The 21225-nt window shown below is 68.5% G+C and carries 16 protein-coding genes and 1 pseudogene; 3 read left to right on the top strand and 14 right to left on the bottom strand.

Annotated features, from left to right (window positions below):
- Positions 1-27: 27 nt before the first annotated feature.
- Positions 28-2874 (bottom strand): type I DNA topoisomerase, encoded by a 2847-nt coding sequence (gene topA, locus ABZ824_RS13550; RefSeq protein ID WP_356963879.1) that lies wholly within the window; start codon positions 2872-2874, stop codon positions 28-30.
- 375 nt (positions 2875-3249) lie between these two features.
- Positions 3250-3456 (bottom strand): cold-shock protein, encoded by a 207-nt coding sequence (locus ABZ824_RS13545; RefSeq protein ID WP_011206895.1) that lies wholly within the window; start codon positions 3454-3456, stop codon positions 3250-3252.
- 499 nt (positions 3457-3955) lie between these two features.
- Here ABZ824_RS13545 and ABZ824_RS13540 point away from each other — a divergent pair, with 499 nt between their 5' ends.
- Entirely contained in the window at positions 3956-6277 is a 2322-nt protein-coding gene (locus ABZ824_RS13540; protein WP_356963878.1) for a DEAD/DEAH box helicase, read from the top strand.
- 291 nt (positions 6278-6568) lie between these two features.
- On the opposite strand, the gene ABZ824_RS13535 is transcribed toward ABZ824_RS13540, so the two are convergent.
- From ABZ824_RS13535 to ssd, 7 genes are all read right to left on the bottom strand, one after another.
- A complete protein-coding gene (locus ABZ824_RS13535; protein ID WP_356963523.1) occupies positions 6569-6916 on the bottom strand; it encodes an Rv3654c family TadE-like protein in 348 nt (115 codons plus the stop codon).
- A 163-nt stretch (positions 6917-7079) separates the two neighbouring features.
- Positions 7080-7394, bottom strand: coding sequence for a TadE family type IV pilus minor pilin (locus tag ABZ824_RS13530; RefSeq protein WP_355079237.1), 315 nt, complete (start codon positions 7392-7394; stop codon positions 7080-7082).
- 38 nt (positions 7395-7432) lie between these two features.
- The gene (locus ABZ824_RS13525; protein WP_355079276.1) at positions 7433-7618 is read right to left on the bottom strand and encodes a DUF4244 domain-containing protein; all 186 of its coding nucleotides are present in this window, start codon (positions 7616-7618) and stop codon (positions 7433-7435) included.
- A 546-nt stretch (positions 7619-8164) separates the two neighbouring features.
- A complete protein-coding gene (locus ABZ824_RS13520; RefSeq protein WP_355079239.1) occupies positions 8165-8788 on the bottom strand; it encodes a type II secretion system F family protein in 624 nt (207 codons plus the stop codon).
- 396 nt (positions 8789-9184) lie between these two features.
- Positions 9185-9979: a hypothetical protein gene (locus ABZ824_RS13515; protein ID WP_356963522.1), complete on the bottom strand. Its 795-nt coding sequence runs from the start codon at positions 9977-9979 to the stop codon at positions 9185-9187.
- Positions 9976-11160 carry a TadA family conjugal transfer-associated ATPase gene (locus tag ABZ824_RS13510; protein WP_356963521.1) on the bottom strand — a complete coding sequence of 395 codons (1185 nt, stop codon included), beginning with the start codon at positions 11158-11160 and terminating at the stop codon, positions 9976-9978. Before ABZ824_RS13510 ends, ABZ824_RS13515 begins: the two co-directional genes overlap by 4 nt.
- A gap of 10 nt (positions 11161-11170) precedes the next feature.
- The gene (gene ssd, locus ABZ824_RS13505; RefSeq protein WP_356963520.1) at positions 11171-12280 is read right to left on the bottom strand and encodes a septum site-determining protein Ssd; all 1110 of its coding nucleotides are present in this window, start codon (positions 12278-12280) and stop codon (positions 11171-11173) included.
- A 576-nt stretch (positions 12281-12856) separates the two neighbouring features.
- Here ssd and ABZ824_RS13500 point away from each other — a divergent pair.
- Positions 12857-13633 (top strand): annotated as a pseudogene (locus ABZ824_RS13500) (HAD-IB family hydrolase); the annotation flags it as partial.
- Between the two features lie 489 nt (positions 13634-14122).
- Here ABZ824_RS13500 and ABZ824_RS13495 read toward each other — a convergent pair.
- From ABZ824_RS13495 to ABZ824_RS13475, 5 genes are read right to left on the bottom strand one after another with little or no spacing between them, the layout of a single operon-like run.
- Positions 14123-14869 carry an oxidoreductase gene (locus ABZ824_RS13495; protein WP_356963519.1) on the bottom strand — a complete coding sequence of 249 codons (747 nt, stop codon included), beginning with the start codon at positions 14867-14869 and terminating at the stop codon, positions 14123-14125.
- A gap of 51 nt (positions 14870-14920) precedes the next feature.
- A complete protein-coding gene (locus ABZ824_RS13490) occupies positions 14921-16597 on the bottom strand; it encodes an ABC transporter ATP-binding protein (RefSeq protein WP_356963518.1) in 1677 nt (558 codons plus the stop codon).
- Positions 16594-17550, bottom strand: a complete 957-nt coding sequence (locus ABZ824_RS13485; protein ID WP_355079251.1) for an ABC transporter permease — start codon at positions 17548-17550, stop codon at positions 16594-16596. The genes ABZ824_RS13490 and ABZ824_RS13485 overlap by 4 nt, the downstream gene beginning before the upstream one ends.
- The gene (locus ABZ824_RS13480; RefSeq protein WP_355079253.1) at positions 17543-18469 is read right to left on the bottom strand and encodes an ABC transporter permease; all 927 of its coding nucleotides are present in this window, start codon (positions 18467-18469) and stop codon (positions 17543-17545) included. Before ABZ824_RS13480 ends, ABZ824_RS13485 begins: the two co-directional genes overlap by 8 nt.
- Positions 18470-18523: 54 nt before the next feature.
- The gene (locus ABZ824_RS13475) at positions 18524-20113 is read right to left on the bottom strand and encodes an ABC transporter substrate-binding protein (protein ID WP_356963877.1); all 1590 of its coding nucleotides are present in this window, start codon (positions 20111-20113) and stop codon (positions 18524-18526) included.
- A 379-nt stretch (positions 20114-20492) separates the two neighbouring features.
- On the opposite strand from ABZ824_RS13475, the gene ABZ824_RS13470 reads away from it, so the two are divergent.
- Positions 20493-21225, top strand: a 733-nt coding sequence (locus ABZ824_RS13470) for an AMP-binding protein (protein ID WP_356963517.1), incomplete at its 3' end; no start/stop codon positions are given.

The raw sequence follows: 21225 nt of genomic DNA, 5'->3' as shown, positions 1-21225 counted from the left end.
CTACGGCTGTGGCCACGAGCCGGGAACTCACGACTTCCCGACGCCGGTCTTCTTCGCCGCCGCCTTCTGCGCCGTGGTCTTCTTGGCCACCGTCTTGGTGGTGGTCGCCTTCTTGGCGGCGGTCTTCTTCGCCACGGTCTTCTTGGCGGGCGCCTTCTTCGCCGCGGCCTTCTTGGCGGTCTTCTTCACCGGTCCGCGCGCACGCCGGTCGGCGAGCAGTTCCATCGCCCGCTCCGGGGTGATCGATTCGATCTCGTCACCCTTGCGCAGTGTCGCGTTGGTCTCGCCGTCGGTGACGTACGGGCCGAAGCGGCCGTCCTTGATCACCATCGGCTTGCCGGTGGCGGAGTCGTTTCCGAGTTCCCGCAGCGGAGCGGCGCTCGATGCCTGCCGTCCACGGCGCTTCGGCTCGGAGTAGATCTTCAGCGCCTCGTCCAGCGTGACGGTGAAGATCTGATCCTCGGTGTTCAGCGAACGCGAGTCGGTGCCCTTCTTCAGGTACGGCCCGTAACGTCCGTTCTGCGCGGTGATTTCCTCGCCGCTGGCCGGATCGGTGCCGACCACACGCGGCAACGACAGCAACTTCAGCGCGTCGTCGAGTGTGATGGTGGCCAGATCCATGGACTTGAACAGCGAACCGGTGCGCGGCTTGGGCGCCGCGGCCTTCTTCGCGGTCTTCTTAGCGGGCTCTTGTCCCTCCTCGGCCTGCGGTTCGGGCAGGACCTCGGTGACGTACGGACCGAAACGTCCTTCCTTGGCGACGATTTCGTGCCCCGACTCGGGATCGACGCCGAGCGAACGGCCCTCCTGCGGAGTGGCGAACAGCTTCTCGGCGACCTCAGGGGTCAGTTCGTCCGGCGGGAGATCGTCGGGGAGATTGGCCCGCTGAGACACCGCATTGCCTTCGGGGTCATCGGGATCGGTGACCATCCGCTCCAAATAGGGACCGTACTTGCCGACCCGGACGACGACGTCTCGATCGGCGGCATCGCTGAACAGCTTGATGGAGTTGATCTCGCGGGCGTCGATGTCATCGAGCCGCTCCCCCACCATCTTCTTCAGACCGCCGGACCGTGCGACCGAGCCCTCCACGCCGTGATCGCCACCGAAGTAGAAGCTGGACAACCAGTTTCCGCGCTGCTCGCGGCCGCCGGCGATGGCGTCGAGGTCGTCCTCCATGGCGGCGGTGAAGTCGAAATCGACCAGTCGGCCGAAATGCTCTTCGAGCAGGCCGATCACCGCGAACGCCACCCACGACGGCACCAGTGCGCTGCCGCGCTTGTAGACGTAGCCGCGGTCGAGGATCGTCTTGATGATCGACGAATACGTCGACGGGCGGCCGATGCCGAGCTCTTCGAGCGTCTTGATCAGCGACGCCTCGGTGTAGCGCGCGGGCGGATTCGTGCTGTGCCCATCGGGATTCAGCTCGACCGCGGTGACCGCCTGGCCTTCCTCGAGTGCGGGCAGCCTGGACTCGGCGTCGTCGGACTGGCCGCCCGCCTCCTCGTCGACGCTCTCCACATAGGCCTTCAGGAAGCCGGGGAACGTGATGGTGCGGCCGGAAGCGGAGAAAACGCACTCTTCGCCGGTGCCGGCGACGCCGGTTATGCGCAACGTCAGCGTGGTGCCCCTGGCGTCGGCCATCTGGGAGGCGACCGTGCGCTGCCAGATGAGTTCGTAGAGGCGGAACTCGTCGTTGTCCAACCGCGCGTGCAGTTGGCCGGGCGTGGCGAAGGTGTCGCCCGCTGGACGGATGGCCTCGTGCGCCTCCTGCGCGTTCTTCACCTTGCGGTTGTATTGCCGCGCGGTCGGGTGCACGTACTCCGAGCCGTAGAGCTGGGTCGCCTGCGCGCGCGCCGCCGCGATGGCCGACTCCGACAGCGTCGTCGAGTCGGTGCGCATATAAGTGATATAGCCGTTCTCGTACAGTCGCTGCGCCACCCGCATAGTCCGCTCGGAGGTGAAACGGAGTTTGCGCCCCGCCTCCTGCTGCAACGTCGAGGTCATGAACGGCGGATAGGGCTTGCGGGTGTACGGCTTGGCCTCCGCCGAGGAGACCACCAGGTCGGCGCCGTCCAGCGCCTCGGCCAGCCGCCGCGCGTAGCCCTCGTCCAGCACGACGACGCCGTTGGTGGACTTGAGCCGTCCGTCCGATCCGAAATCGCGTCCGGTGGCGACCCGTGCGCCGTCGACGGTGACCAGTCGCGCGCCGAAGGTTCTCGGATTGGTGGCGTCGCTCGCCTGGCCGTTGCCCGCGTCGAGCTTGGCGGCGATGTCCCAGTACTCGGCCGAACGGAACGACATCCGCTCGCGTTCACGCTGCACGATCACCCGGGTGGCCACCGACTGCACGCGACCGGCCGACAGCCGCGGCATGACCTTCTTCCACAGCACGGGACTGACCTCGTAGCCGTAGAGCCGGTCCAGGATGCGGCGGGTCTCCTGGGCGTCGACCAGATCGTTGTCGAGGTCACGGGTGTCCGCGGCGGCGGCCTGGATGGCGGGCTCGGTGATCTCGTGGAACACCATCCGCCGGACCGGCACCTTGGGTTTGAGCGTCTCCAGCAGGTGCCAGGCGATCGCCTCGCCCTCGCGGTCGGGGTCGGTGGCCAGGTAGAGCTCGTCGGCGTCCTTCAGCAGACTCTTGAGCTCGGTGACCTTGGCCTTCTTGTCCGGGCTCACGACGTAGATGGGTTCGAAGTCGTTGTCGACGTCCACGCCGAGACGCGCCCAGGACTGGCCCTTGTACTTGGCCGGGACATCGGCCGCACCACGCGGCAGATCCCGGATATGGCCGACCGACGCCTCGACCGTGTAGTTACGACCGAGGTACGGCGCGATCTTGCGGGCCTTGGTCGGGGACTCGACGATCACGAGACGACGCAGGGGACGGCCCTGGTCGGCTGCACCGAGGTCTCGTGTTGCCACCGGCGAATACACCTTTCCTGATCGACCCGCGCTGCGTCTTTTCCCGCTGCGCGCGGCTGGGGTGAGCGGCTGCGACGGCTGAACATCGCACCAGACACGTTTATACCGTGACGCCGCGTGTGGTCGAGTGCTTGCGACTCGAACCACCGAGCGTACGCCCGTGAGTTCGAATCAGTATGCCTTGCCGTTTCGCCACACCTGCGCCGCGGCATGCTCGGCGGACCGTTCCGCCGGCGCACGCGGGCCGTGACTACCCCAGATATAGCTCGTCCCTCACCCCGTTGCCGGTGGTGAGGGACGAGCTGTGGATCCTTGCGCCGCTCAGCTGAGCGCACGCACTCCGGTGGCCTGCGGGCCCTTGGTGCCCTGGCCGACCTCGAACTCGACCTTCTGGTTCTCCTCGAGGGTGCGGAAACCCGAACCCTGGATCTCGGAGTAGTGGACGAAGACGTCAGCGGAGCCGTCCTCCGGCGCGATGAAGCCGAACCCCTTCTCCGCGTTGAACCACTTCACAGTTCCCTGTGCCATTCTGTTCCTTCTCTTTTCTTACCGGAACGGCGGACAACTGGGTTCGTCCACCGGGTCCGTTGTGACCGCTGTACTGTTGGTTCCCCCTGCAGGAAAGCACCAAGCACACCGTTCGCAACATCGATCCTGCTGACGGTTTGGACTTTGGATCCGTCCCTCGAACACAGAAGCTTGCGACCAGGAACCAGTGAACCATGTCTTCGGGCAATTCAACAGTCGAGTTACCGACAATTTGCAAAAAAGTTGATCTTGCGAATGCGCAGGTGAGGGACACAATGGCGGAATCCAGACTTGGGGTTCGTTTGCCTGGTGATAACCGAGTCGACGTTCAGCAAAGAAGCTGTGACCCAGGTCGCTATTTGGTATCGAAAAGGCAGGTGGAGGTTCCCGGACACACACGTTTCACACTCCCCGAGCGTGTTGCGGGGTTCCGATCGTGAATCCGCCCGACTTCGCGCTGCGCGGGCGGCCGGGAACCGAGCTCGGCTACGGGACATCGTTGCTGAATCGTGTCCTAGCCGGAGGCCTCGATGGCGACCCCCGGCTCACGCACGTGGCCGAGTTGCCCGCACGAGCCGCCGAACACTCCGAATGGCCCGTCTGGGCATCGCCGGAAGTGATTGCGGCATTGCGTGAGACGGGCGTGGCGGCGCCATGGCGGCATCAGGTGGACACCGCGGAGCAGGCGTTCCGCGGACGGCACGTCGTCGTGAGCACCGGGACCGCCTCGGGCAAATCGCTCGGCTATCAGCTTCCGGTGCTCACGACGCTGCAAGCCGATCCGAAGGCCACCGCGTTGTATCTGTCGCCGACGAAGGCGCTCGGCGCCGATCAGCTGCGCGCGGTCGGCGAGCTCACCCACGAAGGTCCGTTGCGCGATATACATCCGGCCACTTACGACGGCGATACGCCTGCCGAGATCCGGCAGTGGGTACGCGCCAACGCGCGCTGGATCTTCACCAATCCGGACATGCTCCACCTCGGCATACTTCGATCGCACCAGCGCTGGGCGCGGGTGCTGCGCAGGCTGCGTTACGTGGTGGTCGACGAATGCCACGCCTATCGCGGTGTTTTCGGCTCGCACGTCGCGCTGGTGTTGCGCAGGCTGCGGCGGATCGCCGCGCGATACGGCGCCGATCCCGTGTTCGTGCTCTGCTCGGCGACCTCCGCCGAACCGGCGGAGGCCGCGTCGCGTCTGATCGGAGCGCCGTGCACCGCGGTCACTCGGGACGGATCGCCGCAGGGACCGCGGACGATCGCGCTCTGGGAGCCACCGTTGCTCACCGCCGTGACCGGCGAGAACGGTGCGCCGGTGCGCAGGTCCGCCACCGCGGAGGCGGCGCGGATCATGGCGGATCTGGTGGCCGAAGGCGCGCGGACCTTGACCTTCGTGCGCTCCCGCCGCGCCGCGGAGCTGACCGCGATGGATGCCAAAAGGCTCTTGGGCGAGGTCGATCCGGACCTCGCCGCACGCGTGGCGTCCTACCGGGCGGGTTATCTCGCGGAGGATCGGCGTGAGCTGGAAGCCGCTTTGTCGGACGGATCGCTGCTCGGCGCCGCGACGACCAGCGCACTGGAACTCGGCGTCGACATCGCGGGACTGGATGCCGTGGTCATCTCGGGTTTTCCCGGAACGGTCGCGTCGTTCTGGCAGCAGGCCGGGCGGGCGGGACGGCGCACCCAAGGGTCACTGGTGCTGCTCGTGGCGCGGGACGATCCATTGGACACCTACCTGGTCCATCACCCCGAAGCGCTGCTCGGAAAGCCCATCGAGGCCACCATCACCGACCCGCGCAACCCCTATGTGCTGGGTCCGCAACTACTGTGCGCCGCGCTCGAGTTGCCGCTCACCGACGCCGAGGTGGACGAACTGGGCGCCCGTGAAGTACTGGCCGAGCTGACCGTGAAAGGACTGATCAGGCGGCGTGGAACGGGAGATCGCGCGCGCTGGTACGTGACCGCGGAGACGCAGCCGCACGACGCGGTGGACGTCCGGGGCGGAATCGGCGCACCGGTGGCCATCGTGGACGGCGAGACCGGCAGGCTGCTCGGCACCGCCGATGCGGGGCGGGCCAGGGCGACGCTGCACCCGGGCGCCGTGCACCTGCACCAGGGCGAGACCTATGTCGTCGACGAGCTGGATCTCGTTGACGGCGTGGCCTTCGTGCACACCGCCGAGCCCGGGTGGACCACCAGTGCGCGCCAGGTGACCTCGATCGTGATCGACGCGGTGACCGAGCACCGCGCCCACGGTCACGTGACGGCCGGCCTGGCCCGGGTGCGGGTCACCAGCCAGGTGATCGGCTATCTGCGCACGCTGCTCACCGGCGAAGTGCTCGACCTGGTGGAACTCGACCTGCCGCCGCAGACACTGCCGACCAGGGCGGTCATGTACACGGTGACACCGGAATTGCTGGCGCTGGCGGGGATCGCGCCCCAGGACGTCCCCGGGGCGCTGCACGCGGCCGAGCACGCGGCGATCGGGCTGTTGCCCCTGGTGGCGACCTGCGACCGGTGGGACATCGGCGGTGTCTCCACCGCCGAGCACCCGGATACCGGACTGCCCACCGTCTTCGTCTACGACGGCCAAGCCGGCGGGGCGGGATTCGCCGAGCGCGGGTTCGCCCAACTGCGCCAGTGGCTTACGGCGACCTTGTCGGCCATCGAGTCGTGCGGCTGCGTGGCGGGCTGCCCCTCCTGCGTCCAATCACCCAGGTGCGGCAACGGGAACCACCCACTGGACAAGGCGGCAGCGGCGCGCCTGCTCACCGCCGTACTCGCCGAACTGTCCGCTGGTGCGGACGCGCCGCTCGATTCGTGACGGCGTAGAGCCGGACACGTGACCAATTGTCGACCTTGCCAGCGCACACGCTGGGAGGGCTGGGAGACCTCCCAGTGGAATGCCGCCGCTTCACCCCGGTCGAATAAAGAGGATTAGATTCATGTTAACTAGACTATTGCCACTTCATCGTTTGTGGACATGCGCATTCCTCCCTTTTAGATATCCCGGGTCCGCGCGGGCATTTCCCTGAGTCCGCTTTTAAACCCGCCAGTTAAGTTTCCGATTTCCGCCACTGGAAGCGACGCGGGGCCGACTGTGTATCGAACTCCATCACTCTTCAACCGGTCCGGCCCGTGCGCTCGCCCGAACGATCCGATCGCCGTACAGACCTATTGGTACATTCCTTTCCACAGCCACCGTGGCGTCCCACTCCACCGCCTCGCAAACACGGATTCGCGCACCCATCCGCCGTGCCACCTGGTCCGCCTCAGCACATGCGACGTCGACGCCATCGACCAAGGCTCCCGCCGCGGTCAGTGCCGCCGAATCGGCGGCCGCCTGCGCCCGATGCCGCGCCACCACCACGGCCCCCACCTGCGCGATCAATAGCGTCACCGCGATGAGGGCCACGAGCGCCAAGCAAGCGAACACGGTGGCCAACCCCTGTTCGTCACTCACCCGAACCCGCAGCATGCGAGGGACACGCCGCGGGCTGCGCTCGCTGATCGAAACCCGCTCACCGTTCCCTGTCACGTCTCGCTCCGGGCAGCGTCGCGAACCGGAATCCGACCGTGACGGGCACCGCCGCCCGCGAGAAGCCAGACCACCATCGGCACCGCCTTCATTCGGTGGCTCCGGGCTCGAGGGTCGCGACCGCCTCCGCGCGGAGGGTGAGCAGCGGCAGAAGTGGGGTCCGCGCGGAAACCACGGCGATCACACGAGTGCCCTCGGTGCGGAGTGCGATGTCGGCCGACGGCGGGGCGATGCGCTCCGCCGCCGGGCGGGCGTTCGCGTGATCGCCCCGCGCGGCGAGGCGGGCGGCCTCGCCGGCGGCATCGACACAGCGGACCTGGGTCGATGCCGCCAGCAGGGCCCCGAGACAGAGCACGACGGTAGCGACGACCGAGGTCAGGGCGAGCGCGGCTTCGATCGTCACCCCTCCCCGATCGTCGGCGAGCCACGGTGCGGCGACAGCTACACCGATGTGTTCAGTGCCCGGTCGATGATCTTCGTCAGCGCGTTCACGATGCTGTCGCCCGTCACCACCCCGTACAGCACGGCGCCGAAGGCCGCCGCCGCGATCGTGCCGATCGCGTACTCCGCTGTGCTCATGCCGTCCTCCGCGACCATCGCCCGCAGCGCCCGCGCACGCAGGCTTATATATACAGCCCGCACCCTGCAGCCCACGGACCTCACAACCCCCTGGATACGCACCCGATTCCTCCTTTCCGGCCCGTGCGGCCGGTCCGCACGAGCACGCTTCCTCCGATGCAGTGCGCGAGGCTGCCAGCCGAGCACGGTCGCTTTCGCTTCGGTCCACGACGAACCGCCGACGGGTGCCGATCAGCGGCAGCGACGGGTTCCATGAGCGACCGAACGCTGGATACGGCTCAGCACGCAAAGCAGCCACCGAAGCGCCGAGTGCGTGGCACACCGCCGAGCTGCCGGGCCATAGGCGGACCGACCAGCCCCGCGACGGCCTTCCCGACCGGTGGCGGCAGCGACGGTGCGGGGGCTCCGAGCGACCCACCTGACGCGCTCTCGTGAACGACGTGGGCCCGGCCGTCCGCTGTTCTCCCGATGCGATTCCAGGCGGGTCCGCGAGCGCGGGCCGCCCGGTCACGGTCCGCCGAACCTGCGCAAAAACCCGGCGTGAACGCTTCCGTGCGGACACCATGGGCGGCGTGGCCACTGCCCGGTGCGGAGTTACAGCAGCCCACCGCCTAGGACTCGGCTCGCCAAGCCGATGACCACCGGCACTATGCCGAGGCAGACGAAGGCCGGGAGGAAGCACAGCCCCAAGGGGCCGCCGATCAGGACGCCCGCGCGTTCCGCCTTCGCGGCCGCGATGTCTTCCACCGCGGCCCTGCGCTGCTCGGCCAGTTCCATGACCGCTGCCGCCAGCGACGATCCGGACCGCGCCGAACGGCGCGCCATCCGGGCCAGCGACTCGATCTCGTCGGCTCCTGGGCGCCCCTTCGCATCCCGCGCCACTTGGTGCCAGGCCGTGGCCGCGTCGGCACCGAGCGCGAGCAGGTCCGCCGCCCGTCGCAGTGCTTCGCCGAGTGGTTCCGGCGCCTCCTGCGCCACGGCGCGCGCCGCCCCTGCCATGGGAAGCCCAGCACGCAGGCAGGCGGCCAGCAGGTCGAGCACCGAGGCGACAGCCAGCGGATCGGTCTCCCGGTTCACCCGGCGCGACGTCTCGGCCGGTGCGTTGCGCGTCCGGCCGAGGGCATGCAACCGCCTGCTCACGGCCACTCGTCCCGGCAGCGATGCGAGTGCGGCCGCCATCAGCAGCAACGGCAGTGCCGCACCAGAAGTGAACGCCATCAGCAGCCTTCCTGAGCGATCCTGTTGTGCGATGACCTCGTGCACGGCCCACAGTCGGGCCATGCGACGGCACACCACGCGTCACCTGCGTGCCGTCGCCGAAGAGCGGACCGATGAGGCTGACCCGTCGTCGCTCAGCAGCGCGACCGTAGCTTCGGCCGGTCTGCGGGTAGTCAGGGTTGAACGCGCCGTCGAGGTGGTGTGCATCCGCCGTGCGCTGCAGTCCGATTGGATCGCCGACCGGGCGGCGGCTTCGCAGGGCCGCACCGCCTGCGACTACGGCACACACGACCCTTGGAACCGGCGTGCGCGCAAACCGCCTCTCCCCGCCGATCGCAACCGGCTTCGAGTTCGACAACTGCTTTGGCCGGCCGCGACCAGCCATCGAAGAAGACTTCATATCAGCACCTTTCGGGTGATGGCATCGGTCCACAGCAGGCCCGCGCAGGCCAGGCCCGCGCCTACCGGCAACAGCACCGCCCCCGCGGACGAGGCGAACAGGACGTGCAGCGGCGCGGCGCCCATCATTTGGCCGAGGGCGATGCCGAGGAGCGGCAAACACGCCAGGACACCGGCGGTGGCCCGTGCGCCGGCCAGCGCGGCGGTGGTGCGGCCGTGGAATCGGATGCGTCCCGCGAGATCCGTTCGGGCCGCGGACAGCAACTCCGCCAGTGCCAAGCCGTGCTGCTCGGCCACCTGCCACGCCCCGGCGACCCGGGCGAGTTCCGCGGCGATCGGGGAATCCGGCCGGCGCAGACCCTCGGCCGCCGAGCCACCGAGTCGGCTGCGGGCGGCGCCAACGGTGAACGCGCGGGACGACTCGCCCCACACCTCACGTGCGGCGGCCTCGGCGGCGGCGCTCGGATGCGCCCCCACTCGCAATTCCGCGATCACAGCCTCCAAGGCATCGAGTAGGTACCCTTGCTCGGCTTTCCCGCGCCGGTCCCGTACCGCCCGGCGAGCCCGTAGCCCGACCGTTCCGGCGACCAGGCCTGCCGCGAGGAAAGCACCCGTACCGAAGACGGCGAGCACGATCACCACGCCTACGCAGGCACAGACGCGGAACAGCCTGCCGCGCTCCGGTATTCGGTACTCGACGCGTGCGGTGAACAGCTGTCCGAACCGGCGCTGCCACCGAGGCGCCGGAACCAGGACCAACGCCAGCGCGAGACACAACAGCGCGCCGCTCAACGGTCGAGCCGTTCGGCGAGCAGGCTGGTCAGGTCCGCGGCGGCGGGGGCCGCACCCGTGGTATGCCAGGCGGGCGTGATCCGCACGCCCCCATCGCCGTTGCGGTGCACGAGGCCGACCTCGCGCAGCCCTCGCGAGCCGTCGGATCGGCGGTGCATGTGCAGGACGACCTGTACCGCGGCGGCGAGTTGACTGTGCAAGGCCGCTCGATCCATGCCGCCCAGAGCGGCGAGGGCTTCCAGCCGGGCGGGGACTTCTTGCGGCGAGTTGGCGTGCACGGTGCCCGCCCCGCCGTCGTGTCCGGTGTTCAACGCGGTCAGCAGGTCGACCACCTCGGCGCCCCTGACCTCGCCGACCACGATCCGGTCCGGCCGCATGCGCAGCGCTTGACGGACCAGGTCACGGACGGTGACCTCGCCGACGCCTTCCACATTCGCGGTCCTGGCCACCAGCCGGACCACGTGGGGATGCGGTGGCGCGAGCTCCGCCGCGTCCTCGACGCAGACGATCCGCTCGGACGGACCCACCGTGGCGAGCAGGGCCGACAGCAGCGTCGTCTTCCCGGCTCCGGTGCCGCCGACGACCAGGAACGCCAGCCTCGCCCGGATGATTCGTTCCAGCAGGAGTTTCGCGTCGGCGGGCACCGAGCCCGCCACGGCGAGCGCGGACAGCCCCTGGGTGGCCGGACGGAGTACCCGCAACGACAGACAAGTGCCGCCGTGCGCGACCGGCGCGAGGACCGCGTGCAAGCGGACCCCGAACGAATCCCCTGATGCCGCAGCGATTCCGGACAGCCGACCGTCCACCCATGGTTGTGCGTCGTCGAGTCGGCGGCCCGCCGACAGTGCCAGGCGCTGCGCCAGCCGCCGGACCGCGGCCTCGTCGGAGAAGGTGATCGAGGTCTTCTCCAGACCGTGCCCGCGATCGATCCACACCGCGTCCGGACCGGTCACCAGGACGTCGGCCACTCGCGGATCGTGCAACAGCGGTTCGAGTACACCCGCGCCGGTGAGTTCGGTCTGCAGCAGTCGCAGAGCCCGCAGCAGGTCGGTGTCGCCGAGCACCCCGCCCGCTTCGGCCCGGATCGCGGCGGCGACCTGCGCCGGATCCGGGTCGCCGGTCTCGCCCGCCAGGCGCTCCCGCACCCGGTCCAGCAGCTCGCTGGTCAGTATCGCGCTCATCGCCCCCTCCTCACCGCCGTTGTCCCGGTGGTGCACTCAGTACGCCGAGGACGGCGTCGGCCGCATCGCGCAGCGGCCCGCGGCGGGCTACCGACATCCCGCCGCGCTCCAGCCGGTGCGCGAGACCGGGCTGGGCGCGAACGGCGGCGAGCAGCGGGAGATCGAGCACCTCGGCGACCTCGGCTCCGCGCAGGCCGCCGGGCGCCGGACCGCGAACGATCAGGCCCTGGTTCGGGTTTCGCCGCGCGATATGGGCGGACACCGCTTCGGCGGCGGCGACCGCACGCAGCCGCGCCGGAACGACCAGAACCACGAGGTCCGCGCAGTCGAGCATCTGGTCGGCATGCGGCCCGCGCTCACCGGAAATATCGCAAACTATGAAATCGCCTGCGACACGGCCTGCTTCGATGACAGCGCGGACCGCGGGCGCGCCGAGCTCACGTGGCAATCGTCCCGCACCGCAGCGCCCACAGGACAGCACCGCGAGCCCGGGCGCCGCGACGGGTAGGGCGCCGTGCAGCGCGGTCGCTGAGACGCGCCCGTCCTCCACCACCAGGTCGGGCCAGCGCAGGCCCGCCGCGTTCTCGACACCGAGCAGCAGGTCGAGACCCCCCGCGAAGGGTGCGCCATCGACCAGCAAGGTCTCGCGCCGGAACCCCTCCGCGGCGGCGCGCAGCGCGACCGCGACGGCGAGGGTGGACGCGCCGGCCCCGCCGCCCGCGCCGACGACGGCGAGCACCACGCCGTCACCCGCACGCTGCTCGCCGTATTCAGCAAACATCTCGATGAGCCCCACCGCCGCGCCGGGCAAGGCGATAGCCCGCTCCGCGCCGACCGCGGCGGCGGCCTGCCAGTCGAGCAAACCTGGCTCACCATCGGTTACCACCACGACGCCGGCGCGGCGCAGGTAGCCCGCGGCGGCCGCTTCGCGTGCGGTATCGGTGTCCAGGATGACCAGTGGAGCGCCGGTCCAGGCATGTCGGCCGACGAGTCGCGTCCGCTCATCGAGTGGCCGTTCGGCGGCCGCCGCGATACGCCGGACTTCGTCGCGCAGACGGTCGTCATCGATGAGCACAAGAGCGGGCGCCGGCCCGCTCGGCTCCGATGCATCGAGGTTCATGCAGGTCAGCGTCGCGGAACGGGAGCAGGGACAGAAGGGGCGATATGCCGAATGTGGACAACTCCGGGGTTGTGGACAGCTATCCGAACCCGATGTCGTACCGCACTGTCCCTGAAATAGAGGACGGCCCCAGCCGGGGGGGGAGGAGGCTGGGGCCGTCGGGGTTCAGCCCCGGGGGGTCGGGCTGAACGCGCCTGGACCATGTCCAGGTGCCAGCAATACTACACCTAAGCCCCGGCCACCACGCAAGTCTGCCGACGGACATCTTTGTGGCCGTCGTGGCTTCGGCGTCTGCGGGGCAAACTTCATCGCCGCACCGGCCGCAGCCGCGCCACGGCGGGGAACACGCGTGCCGACCAGCGGCAGCCGTGGTGCAGCCGCCGCCCATCCGCGGCCGATCGAAGGCAGGACGGCCACACAACAGGCGCGGTGGCCGGAGAGCGCTGCCACAACCCGCGGTCGGACCGACCACGGGGACACAGCAGCCGCACCACACCTGACGCCTGGCCGAGCGGAGACCATACCGCCGCCTATCCTGGTCGGGTGGACAAGTCAGCCACTGCAGGTGGACGCGTCGCGGCCTTCTTCGATCTGGACAAGACCGTGATCGCGAAGTCGAGCACGTTCGTATTCAGCAAGCCCTTCTACGCGCAGGGGCTTTTGAACCGCCGCGCCGTACTGGAAAGCAGTTACGCCCACTTCCTGTTCCTGCTGTCGGGAGCCGATCACGATCAGATGGAACGGATGCGCGCCCACCTGACCAGCATGTGCGCGGGCTGGGACGTCGAGCAGGTGAAATCCATTGTGGCGGAGACGTTGCACGAGTTGGTCGATCCGCTGATCTACGCGGAGGCGGCCGACTTGATCGCCGACCACAAGATCCGGGGGCACGATGTGGTGATCGTCTCGGCCTCCGGCGAGGAGATCGTCGGCCCGATCGCCGAAGCGCTCGGCGCCTCACATACCGCCGCCACCCAGATGGTCGTGGCGGACGGAAAGTACACCGGCGAGGTCGAGTTCTACTGCTACGGCGAGGGCAAGGTCGCCGCCATCGAGAAACTCGCCGCAGACGAGGGGTACGACCTGTCCCGCTGCTACGCCTACTCCGACTCGATCACCGACCTGCCGCTGCTCGGCGCGGTGGGCCACCCCACTGCGGTCAATCCGGATCGCAATCTGCGCCGTGAGGCCACCACGCGGGGCTGGCCGATCCTGACCTTCTCCAACCCGGTGTCGCTGTGGGCGCGCTTCCAAGCGCCGTCCTCGACGACGCTCGCGGCCACCGCGGCGGTCGGCTTGAGCGCGGTCGTGGCCGGCGCGATCAGCTACCGGATGCTGCGCCGCCGACGCTGAGATCGGACGCTCGAGCAGCCCGTCCCATCTGGGTCGCCAGCGGCTTGCCGTTAACTCAGCCAACTTGACCGATGGCGCTGCGGACCAGGCATTTAACCACGAAACGCCGAGAAAAACGCCGATTGTTCAATGTTCTCGCATCCCTTGATGTGAGTGCAGTCACAGGTGTAGAAAGGTAACTACGGAAGGACGGAAGGCCAAGGCAGCACCGGAAGAGAAGGCACTGTCTCCCGACCCTTCTTCCCAGCACGGGCACCAGGCACCCACGCGGAGCGCGCCGCGACAAGGGCAGAAGCGTTGTGGGCCTGCGAAATTCGGATAGTCGACGGCGAAGGCCTCGCACAGGTTGCGGGGATGAACCGGCCGATGTCCGGATTGTCGCCGAGGCCGCAGAACACAACCCACCTAGCACGCTTGGTAACCGGGTAGTCCGTGCTAGCGGGCGGTGAGGTCGAGAGACAACGCCGCCCGCTTTGACGTGTACGGGGGTTATCCCGCCGCCGAGTCCGCGATCGACGTGGCCTCGCGCGCGCCGTCCTCGAACGCCCCGCAACAGAGGACCACCCAGCCGCCGACCGCCTCCGCCTCCCCGGTTCCGAATCCCGCGGCCGCGTCCAGATACGCCTGACGCCTGCGCAACCAGAACACCTCCGGTACGCCGAGGCTGTGCGGATCCAGCCCACTCGACACCGCGACCAGCCGGGAGGCCGCCCGCGCGACTACGCCATCGGCCGTGCCGAACGGCCGCAGCGCCAGTAGCTCACCGTGTACTACGGCGGCGAGCACCGGCGCGGGCGCTCGCGAACCGAGCACCGTCTGCGCCAGCAGATCCAGCCGCTGCGCGACGCCCGAGTCGCCGCGCGGTCTGCCGAGCGCCTCTTGCTCCGGGATCAGATCGGCCGCGGCGAGCAGATGCAGCCGCGCCAGCGCCTGCAGCGGGGCACGCTGCCAGGTGCCCACCAGATTCCGCAGCGCGTCCCCGTCCAACGCCTGCCCGACGCGCAGCGAGCCGGCCAGGATCGGGTCCGCAACCCGGCCGTCGGCGGGAATGTCCGTGCTGCCGCCGTCGATGGCCGCCGAGGACCGGGCCGCACGCACCGCTGCCTCGGCCGCCGTGGTGGGCCACCCACGCCGGTTCGCCTTGTGCCGGTGCACCTCGGCGAGCGCGTCGCGGGCACGGTCGGCCGCGTCCCGGACACCGGGAAGATCGACGAGGGGCTGTAGCGGATCGGTCACGGCATACGAGGCTACTTGCGCTCGCGCGGACCGATCCGCGCGCCCGGCTCGCTATCCGGCCAGCAGATCGCGTCCCGGTATCGCGTCGAGCAGTTTGCGCGTGTACTCCTGCCGGGGATCGTCGAACACCTCGTCGGTCGTCGCCGCCTCGACCACCTTGCCGCGCTGCATGACGAGCACGTCGTCGGCGATCTGCCGCACCACGGCCAGATCGTGGGTGATGAACAGATACGCCAGCCCGAGCTCGGCTTGCAGCTCGTTGAGCAGGCGGAGGATCTGGGCCTGCACCAGCACGTCGAGCGCGGACACCGCCTCGTCGCACACCACCACTTCGGGCCGGAGGGCGAGTGCCCGCGCGACCGCCACGCGCTGACGCTGCCCACCGGACAGTTCGTTGGGGTAGCGCCGCAGCACACCGGCAGGCAGCGCGACCTTGTCGAGCAGTTCCCGCACGGTCGCCTCCCTTTCCTCGGCGGTACCGATCCGGTGGGTGCGCAACGGCTCCTCGATGGTGCGGTAGATCGTGTACATCGGATCGAGCGAGCCGTAGGGATCCTGGAAGATCGGCTGCACCCGGCGGCGGAAGGCGAAGGATTCCTTACGGTCCAGGGTGGTCACGTCCTTGCCGTCGAATGTCACGGCGCCGGAGGTGGGCGCGAGCAGTCCGAGGACCATCTGCGCCACCGTGGTCTTGCCCGAGCCGGATTCGCCGACGATCGCCGTGGTCGACCCGCGCCGCAGCCGGAACGACACATCGTCCACCGCGACGAACTCGGTCGACTTCCACGGCGTGCGATCGCGAATGTGAAACGTCTTCGTCAGATGCTCGGCTACCAGCACGTCGTCCGGCACCACCGTGTCGGCTGCCGCCACCTGCGCGGCTTGCGCGTGGATCTCGGCCCGGCGCCGCACCGCCGACCGCCGCTGCGCGGCCAGCGACGGCGCCGAACTCACCAGCCGTTTGGTGTACAGGTGCTGCGGATCACGCAGAATCCGCAAAGCGGGCCCGGACTCCACGACACGGCCGCGATACATCACCACCAGGTGTTCGGCACGCTCCGCCGCCAGACCCAAGTCATGGGTGATCAGCAGCACCGCGGTGCCGAGTTCGGCGGTGAGCCGCTCGAGATGGTCGAGGATCTGCCGCTGTACGGTCACGTCGAGCGCCGAGGTCGGCTCGTCGGCGATGAGCAGTTGCGGTCGGCAGGACAGGCCGATCGCGATCAACGCACGCTGGCGCATGCCGCCGGAGAACTCGTGCGGATACTGGTTCACCCGGCGTTCGGCGTCGGGCATGCCCGCTTCCTCGAGCAGTTCCACCGCTCGCTTCTCGGCGGCCTTGCCCTTCGCGATGCCGTTGGCTTCGAGCGTCTCGCGGATCTGGAAACCGATCTTCCACACCGGATTCAGATTCGACATCGGGTCCTGCGGGACCAGGCCGATGCCGCTGCCGCGGACCGCGACGATCTCTCGTTTCGAGGCCGCCGTGAGTTCCTTGCCGTCGAACCTGATCGAACCGGAGGTGACCCGGCCCGTGCCGGGCAGCAAGTCGATGATCGCGTGCGCGGTGGTCGACTTTCCCGAGCCCGATTCCCCGACGATGGCCACGGTCTGCCCCGGATACACCGACAGGCTCACGTCCCGGACCGCGGGCACCGGCTTGCCGTCGGCGGTGAAGCTCACGTTCAGATCGGTGATCTCCAGCAGCGGCCGGTCGGCCTCGCTCATCGCTTCCTCGCCTTCGGATCGAGGGCGTCGCGCACGGCGTCGCCCAGCATGATGAAGCTCAGCACGGTCAGCGCCAGCGCCGTCGCCGGATAGAACAGGATGGCGGAGGTGCGGATCTCCTTCTGACCCGTGGCGATGTCCGCGCCCCAGGACACCACGGTGCGCGGGAGACCGACACCGAGATAGGACAGCGTCGCCTCGGTGACGATGAAGACGCCCAGCCACAGCGTGGTCACCACGATCAGCGGTCCCGCCGCGTTGGGCAACACGTGGCGCACAAGCGTCTGCGGTCGAGAGACGCCCAAAGCTTTCGCGGCCGTGACGTAATCACTGTTCTTCGCTTGGATCACCGCGCTACGGGCGATCCGCGCCGCCTGCGGCCAGGTGAACGAGGCGAGGATGACGATCACGGTCCAGATCGTCCTTGCGTCCAGCAGCTGCATGATCACGATGGCGGCCAGCATCAACGGAATCGCGTAGAAGACCTCCGCGACCCGCGAGACGATCGAGTCCAGCGGCCCGCCGTAGAAGCCCGCCAGCGCGCCGAGCGTTCCCCCGATCAGCACGAACAGCAGCGTCGCGCCGACTCCGGCGAGCACGGAAGCCCGCGCTCCGTAGACGGTGCGGGCGTAGATGTCGCACCCCTGCTTGTCGAAACCGAACGGGTGCCCCGCGCCGCGCGGGTCCATGCTGAAGTCGCCGTTGCAGTACCGCGGGTCCTGATCGGTGAACAGCCCCGGCCAGATCACCACGATCAGCACGAACACGATCAGCACCGCCGCGACGATGAAGATCGGGTTGCGCCGCAGCTGCCGCCACGCGTCGCGCCAGATGCTGGTCGGCGCGCCCGCATCCAGCACGGCGTCGGTGGCGAGCACCTCGACCTCGTCGGGCGGCGCGACGAAATGCTCCTGGCCGCGGCGCGGACTCGCGGCCTCGGTGCGGTCAGGCATAGCGGATCCTCGGGTCGAGTGCGGCGTAGAGCAGGTCCACGAGCAGATTGGTGAGCAGGAAGATGACGATCAGCACCGTGACGAAGGAGACGACGGTCGGCGGCTCCCCCCTGGTGATGGCCTGGTAGAGCGTGCCGCCCACGCCGGGAATGTTGAAGATGCCCTCGGTGACGATGGCACCGCCCATCAGGGCGCCCAGATCCGCGCCGACGAACGTGACCACCGGAATCATCGAGTTGCGGAGGATGTGCACGGTCACCACGCGTGGCCTGCGCAGGCCTTTGGCGGTCGCGGTGCGCACGTAGTCGGCGGACATGTTCTCCGCCACCGAATTCCGGGTCAAGCGCAGGACGTAGGCGAACGACAGCGAGCCGAGCACGATCGCGGGCACCAGCAGTTCGCCGACGGTCGCCTTCCCGGAGACCGTCACGGGCGCGATGCCCCACTTCACGCCGAGCAGGAATTGGGCGAGGAAGCCCACCACGAAGACCGGGACCGCGATCACGACCAGGCTGATCACGAGCATCGCGGAGTCGAACAGCTTGCCTTTGCGCAGTCCGGCGATCAGGCCGAACAGCACGCCGAAGACCGACTCGATCAGCACCGCCATGAAGGCCAACTTGATCGTGATCGGGAACGCACGCGCGAGTTCGTCCCGCACCGGCCTGCCGGAGAAGGCCGTGCCGAAGTCCAGCGTGACGATGCCCTTCAGATACAACAGGTACTGCACGAGGAACGGCTCGTCGAGGTGGTAGCGCGCCCGCAGTTGCGCCTCCACCGCAGGCGTCATGGGTTTGTCACCCGCCAGCGCGTGGATCGGGTCGCCAGGGACGAGGAACACCAGTGCGTAGACGAGCAGGGTCGCACCGAGGAACACGGGGATCATCTGAAGCAGACGCCGCCCGACATACCAGGCCATTTCGCCTCCTGAACAGGACCGCCGAGCGTCACCCGGACGCCCGGCGGCCGGCGGCTACTTCTCGATGTTCTCGAAGTCGAACAGTCCGTTCCAGGCGAGTTCGGCCTTGCGCACCCGGTCGGAGCGGCCCGCGGCGGCCACATAGTCGAACACCGGGACGTCGGCCAGGTCCTTGATCAGCAGGGACTGGGCCTGCGCGATGATCTTGTAGGACTCGTCCTGGCTCGGCGCGGCCAAGGCGGCATCGAGCAGGCGGTCGAATTCCGGGTTCTTGTAGTCGACGTTGTTGGTGTCGGAGTAGCTGTAGTACTGCGAAGTGAGGAACTGCAGCATGGTCGGGTAGTCACCCTGCCAGCCGTAGCGGAAGGCCTTGTTGATGGTGCGCGCGTTCACTTCGTCGCGGATGTTCTTGAAGGTCGGGTACGGCACGCCGATGGCGTCGACGCCGAGGGTGTTCTTCACGCTGTTGGCCACCGCCTCCACCCAGGCCTGGTGGCCGCCGTCGGAGTTGTAGGCGATCTCGTAGCGGCCCGACCACGGCGAGATCGCGTCGGCCTGTGCCCAGACCTTCTTGGCCTCGTCGGGGTTGTACTTCAACACCTCCGAGCCGGGCAGGTTCGGGTCGAAGCCGGGCAGCGTGCTCGCGGTGAAGTCGCGCGCCGGGATCCGGGTGCCGTGGAAGATGTTCTGCGCGATCTGTTCCCGGTTGATCGCCATCGAGATCGCCCGACGCCGCAACAGCCCTTCCTGGCCGGCGAAGTGCGCGACGTTGGACTGGATGCCGATGTGCTGGTTCTGGGCGGTCGGCTTGGTGATCGCGCGGTCACCGAGATCCCGTTCGTAGGAGGTGAGCGCGCTGTCGGGCACGGTGTCGAGCGCGTCCAGATTGCCCGCTTGCAGATCCGCGTAGGCGGTGTCGAAGGACTGATACATCACGAACCGCAGCCCTTTGTTCTTGGCCGGGCGGCCGCCGGGGTAGTCCGGGTTGGGCGCCAGATCGATCTTAACGTTGTGCTCCCACGCCCCGGACCGGGCGAACTTGTAGGGGCCGTTGCCGATCGGGTTCTCTCCGAACGCTTTCATGTCCTTGAACGCGGCCTCCGGCAGCGGATAGAACGGCGCGTACCCGAGTTCGGTCTCGAAATCGATCGAGGGTGCCTTCAGCTCGATGGTGAAGGTGCGGTCGTCGATCACCTTCAAGCCCGACATCGTCTGTGCCGTAGGCTTTTCCGCAGACACCTCGTCGAAACCGACGATGGGACTGAACACATAGCTCTGCAACTGGGCGTTGGTGCCGAGCGCGCCGTAGTTCCACGCGTCGACGAACGACTTCGCCGTCACCGGGGTGCCGTCGGTGAACTTCCAGCCGGGTTTGATGGTCACCCGGTAGCTCTTCCGATCCGTGGTCTGGATCGACTCCGCCATCTCGTCGTGCGCCTTGCCGCTCCCGTCGTAGTACTTCAGGCCCGCGAACAGCCGGTCGACCACGCGGCCGCCCATATTCTCGTTGGTGTTGGTAGGCACCAGCGGATTCTGCGGCTCGCCACCGTTGACCGTGACGATGTCGGCATCGGCGCCGTCGCCCGAGGAACATGCGGACAGCCCGAGGCTCGTGGCCAGTACGACCGCCGCGGTCAGCGCCATCGCTCTGTGGAATTTCAACGCGTCCTCCCGGTGCGAGAAGGGGGTAGCCGATCGGCACCCGCAGGAGGCCCGTCAGCGCATGCCGACGCGATCCCCCTGTGTGGTTGGCAGAGTAACCACCGGCGCGGGCACTGTCACCTGATTGATCCGAGTTCGTTGTACTTGTTACCGATCCGGCAACATCGCCGAAACACCCCGAGTTTCGTGCGGAAACGGCCGCGCGGCCGGAGCATCGCGTTCGCCGCGGGAGGCAGGCGCGGCGGCGTGACGCGGGCGAAACCCGATCGACACACCGCACGCGGCATGGGTCACAGTTGATTACTGTCGAACTCGGCTGCGTCGAATCGTGCGCTCAGGCTACGTGGAAAGAAGAGACGAGATGACCGAAACCAGCGCCGAACACAGGGACTCGTATCCGCCGAACGCGGAGTTCGCCGCCCAGGCGAACGCCGACGCCGGACTCTACGAGCGGGCGGCGGCCGATCGCGACGCGTTCTGGGCCGAACAGGCCGGGCGGCTGCACTGGCACGAACCGTTCACCCAGGTGCTGGACTGGAGCGGGGCTCCGGTGGCGAAATGGTTCGTCGGCGGAAAGCTCAACGTCGCCTACAACTGCGTGGACCGCCACGTCCTGGACGGACACGGCGACCAGGTCGCCATCCACTGGGAAGGCGAACCCGGCGACTCGCGCGCCATCACCTACCGCGAACTGCTCGACGAGGTCTCCCGCGCCGCGAACTACCTCACCGAACTCGGCCTGGAGACCGGCGACCGGGTGGCCATCTACATGCCGATGGTGCCCGAGGCCATCGTCGCCATGCTGGCCTGCGCTCGCCTCGGGCTGACCCACTCCGTCGTCTTCGCCGGATTCTCCCCCGCCGCGTTGCGCCAGCGCGTCGACGACGCCCGAGCCCGCCTGGTGATCACCACCGACGGGCAGTGGCGGCGCGGCAAAGCCGCCCCACTGAAGGAAGCCGTCGACGAGGCCCTCTACGCCCACGGCGACACCCCATCCAGCGTCGAGCATGTGCTGGTGGTGCGCCGCACCGGCATCGAAGTCCCCTGGACCGAAGGCCGCGACCTGTGGTGGCACGACACCGTCACCACCGCCG

Origin of the sequence: Nocardia sp. NPDC047038 (assembly GCF_040644075.1) — a bacterium.
Classification (GTDB): domain Bacteria; phylum Actinomycetota; class Actinomycetes; order Mycobacteriales; family Mycobacteriaceae; genus Nocardia; species Nocardia sichangensis.
The sequence above is the reverse complement of the archived record's forward strand: the minus strand, read 5'-3'. Positions and strand labels throughout refer to the sequence as shown.